The following is a 3,892-nucleotide window of genomic DNA, read 5'->3' on the forward strand; positions in this document are numbered from 1 at the left end:
GTTCTATATTCTTGCCGCTATCGTTTTGTACGGTGCGGTTCGTACCGTCACCGCTAAAAACCCTGTTCACGCCGCTTTGCATCTGGTGCTGACCTTCTGCGTGAGCGCGATGCTTTGGATGCTGATGCAGGCCGAATTCTTGGGCGTGACGCTGGTGGTGGTTTACGTCGGCGCCGTGATGGTGTTGTTCTTGTTCGTTGTAATGATGTTGAACATCGACATTGAGGAAATGCGCGCCGGTTTCTGGCGTCATGCGCCTGTTGCCGGTGTGGTTGGCACATTGTTGGCGGTTACCCTGATCCTGATTTTGGTCAACCCGAAAACCGACCTTGCCGCATTTGGCCTGATGAAAGACATTCCGGCCGATTACAACAATATCCGCGATTTGGGCAGCCGTATTTATACCGACTATCTGTTGCCGTTTGAATTGGCGGCGGTATTGCTGCTGTTGGGTATGGTAGCCGCGATTGCTCTGGTTCACCGTAAAACGGTTAATCCGAAACGCATGGATCCTGCCGACCAAGTTAAAGTACGCGCCGATCAAGGCCGTATGCGTCTGGTGAAAATGGAAGCGGTCAAACCGCAAGTCGAATCTGCCGAAGAAAGCGAAGTTTCAGACGGCCTCAAGCCGGAAGGGGAGGGCAAAGCATGATTACCTTGACGCATTATTTGGTATTGGGTGCGCTCCTGTTCGGTATCAGCGCAATGGGTATCTTTATGAACCGCAAAAACGTGCTGGTATTGCTGATGTCCATCGAGCTGATGCTCTTGGCGGTGAACTTCAACTTTATCGCCTTTTCGCAACATCTAGGCGATACCGCCGGACAGATTTTCGTATTCTTCGTACTGACCGTTGCTGCTGCCGAATCCGCCATCGGTTTGGCGATTATGGTGCTGGTGTATCGCAACCGACAAACGATTAATGTTGCCGATTTGGACGAGTTGAAAGGGTAGGGCGGATGCCGTCTGAACAAACCGATCAAGCGAATATCGAGCAATGGGTGTTTAAGCCGCGTTCGCTTTTAGTTTTGTGCTGGGTTGCTGTCCCATTTTTCCTGTCGATTTGGCTGGTGTGGTTTGCGTTTGCATGGGCTGGGCGGTTGGGCTGGCTGTTTGGCTTATTGTCGGTTTTGTGTGCGGGTATCGGGATTGCCGGATGGAAGATGTGGCAAAATTCGCGCCGCAATACGGGCAGAGATCGGGAATTCATACGTTTGGACGAAGACGGTTTGTCTTATTGCATACACGGCTGTGGGGCGGGTAAGGTGAAATACACATGGATACGCTCTGTGTATCAAGTTCATACAAGGGGCTGTCAAGGCATTGCGGTGGAATACCGTAGACCTGAAACAGGCGTGGTTTTGGATACAATAATGCTGACTGACCTAGACCGCTTGGACTTAGATAGGAACGGTTTCAAATTGGCAGATCCACGCGACATCATCACTAAAGCGATTAGGGCGCGTTGCCAAGACAGGCAGCTTTATCGGATTTGAATGCTGTTGCACGGTTTGGCTGAAAATCTGAAGCCTGTAAGGAAAAAAATTTAAGGTTGGACAACCTGCCTTATGGCGTGAGGTCGTCTGAAAACCAAGACAAAGTAGATTGGTCGGATTAGGGAATCCGACCGACAAAACAAACATAGATTTTTAAATCAAAAAGGTTCATCCAAAATGAACGACATGACTTTATATCTCATCATTGCCCTCGTGCCTTTGGCAGGCTCGCTGATTGCGGGTTTGTTCGGCAATAAAATCGGACGTGCCGGCGCGCATACGGTTACGATACTCGGCGTGGCGGTGTCCGCCGTGTTGTCGGCTTATGTGCTGTGGGGCTTTATCGACGGCAGCCGCGCCAAGTTTGACGAGAATGTCTATACCTGGCTGACGATGGGCGGTTTGGATTTTTCCGTCGGCTTCTTGGTCGATACGATGACGGCGATGATGATGGTCGTGGTCACCGGCGTATCGCTGATGGTACATATCTACACCATCGGCTATATGCACGATGAAAAAGTCGGCTACCAACGCTTCTTCAGCTACATTTCTTTATTTACTTTCAGCATGTTGATGCTGATTATGAGCAACAACTTCATCCAGCTCTTTTTCGGTTGGGAAGCTGTGGGCTTGGTGTCGTATCTCTTGATCGGTTTCTATTTCAAACGTCCGAGCGCGATTTTTGCCAACCTGAAAGCCTTTTTGGTTAACCGTGTCGGCGACTTCGGCTTTTTGCTCGGTATCGGCTTGGTGCTTGCCTATTTCGGCGGCAGCCTGCGCTATCAAGATGTATTCGCTTATCTGCCTAATGTTCAGACGGCCACCATTCAACTGTTCCCCGGTGTGGAATGGTCTTTGATTACCGTAACCTGTTTGCTGTTGTTTGTGGGTGCGATGGGTAAATCAGCGCAATTCCCGCTACACGTTTGGCTGCCTGATTCGATGGAAGGCCCGACACCGATTTCCGCGTTGATTCACGCCGCAACCATGGTTACCGCCGGTCTGTTCATGGTATCGCGTATGTCGCCGATTTATGAGATGAGCAGCACTGCGCTGTCTGTCATCATGGTAATCGGTGCGATTACTGCCCTGTTTATGGGTTTCTTGGGCGTGATTCAAAACGACATCAAACGTGTGGTTGCGTATTCTACCCTGTCGCAACTGGGCTACATGACCGTGGCTCTGGGCGCGTCCGCCTATTCCGTGGCGATGTTCCATGTGATGACTCACGCTTTCTTTAAAGCCTTGCTGTTCTTGGCTGCAGGTAGCGCGATTATCGGTATGCACCATGACCAAGATATGCGCCACATGGGCAACCTGAAAAAATACATGCCGATTACTTGGCTGACCATGCTGATCGGTAACTTGTCGCTGATCGGTACGCCGTTCTTCTCCGGCTTCTATTCCAAAGATTCGATTATCGAAGCGGCGAAATACAGCACCCTGCCGGGCAGTGGCTTTGCCTATTTTGCGGTCCTTGCCAGTGTGTTTGTTACTGCGTTCTACGCGTTCCGCCAATACTTTATGGTGTTCCACGGTGAAGAGAAATGGCGCAACCTGCCTGAGCATCATGACGATCATCATGGCGAAGAGCATCACGGCTTGGGCAAAAACGACAATCCGCACGAAAGCCCGTTGGTTGTTACCCTGCCTTTGATTCTGCTGGCCATTCCGTCCGTTATCATCGGCTACGTTGCCATTGAGCCTATGCTTTACGGCGATTTCTTTAAAGACGTAATCTTTGTCAATGCCGACGCGCATCCGACCATGCACATCATGAAGGAAGAGTTCCACGGCGCATTGGCAATGGTGTCACACAGCCTGCATTCGCCTGTACTCTACCTTGCTATCGCAGGTGTCTTAAGCGCATGGCTCCTGTACGTCAAACTGCCGCACCTGCCAGCGAAAATTGCACAGGCGTTCCGTCCGATTTACGTTTTGTTTGAAAACAAATACTACCTCGACGCCCTGTATTTCAACGTCTTCGCTAAAGGCACGCGCGCATTGGGTACCTTCTTCTGGAAAGTCGGCGATACCGCCATTATCGACAACGGTATTGTCAACGGCTCCGCCAAACTGGTCGGCGCGATTGCTGCGCAAGTGCGTAAAGCCCAAACCGGCTTTATCTACACCTACGCCGCTGCTATGGTATTCGGCGTATTGGTACTGCTCGGCATGACCTTCTGGGGATTGTTCCGATAAGAATAAGGTTTCAGACGGTCTTAAACCTTCAGGCCGTCTGAAACGAAGAAATATCCACATAAACACATTTTTATTTTAACCACAGGTTAACCACTATGTTTTCCAACTACCTACTCAGCTTGGCAATATGGATACCCATCGCCGCAGGTGTGCTGGTTTTGGCGACCGGTAAAGACAGCCGTGCGCCGCTGGCG

The 3,892-nt window shown here is 50.6% G+C and carries 4 protein-coding genes; all 4 read left to right on the plus strand.

Annotation, left to right across the window (positions count from 1 at the left end; genetic code table 11):
• Positions 1-652, plus strand: a 652-nt coding sequence (locus tag ACTHUM_RS10720; protein ID WP_440402874.1) for an NADH-quinone oxidoreductase subunit J, incomplete at its 5' end; no start/stop codon positions are given.
• Positions 649-954, plus strand: a complete 306-nt coding sequence (gene nuoK, locus ACTHUM_RS10725) for an NADH-quinone oxidoreductase subunit NuoK (RefSeq protein ID WP_002215628.1) — start codon at positions 649-651, stop codon at positions 952-954. The genes ACTHUM_RS10720 and nuoK, both read left to right, overlap by 4 nt.
• A gap of 5 nt (positions 955-959) precedes the next feature.
• On the plus strand, positions 960-1,496 hold the full coding sequence (locus tag ACTHUM_RS10730) for a hypothetical protein (protein ID WP_070606426.1): 537 nt from the start codon (positions 960-962) through the stop codon (positions 1,494-1,496).
• A 177-nt stretch (positions 1,497-1,673) separates the two neighbouring features.
• A complete protein-coding gene (gene nuoL, locus ACTHUM_RS10735; RefSeq protein WP_070606423.1) occupies positions 1,674-3,698 on the plus strand; it encodes an NADH-quinone oxidoreductase subunit L in 2,025 nt (674 codons plus the stop codon).
• The last annotated feature ends 194 nt before the right edge of the window (positions 3,699-3,892 follow it).

It is taken from the genome of Neisseria sp. P0021.S006 (assembly GCF_051956895.1).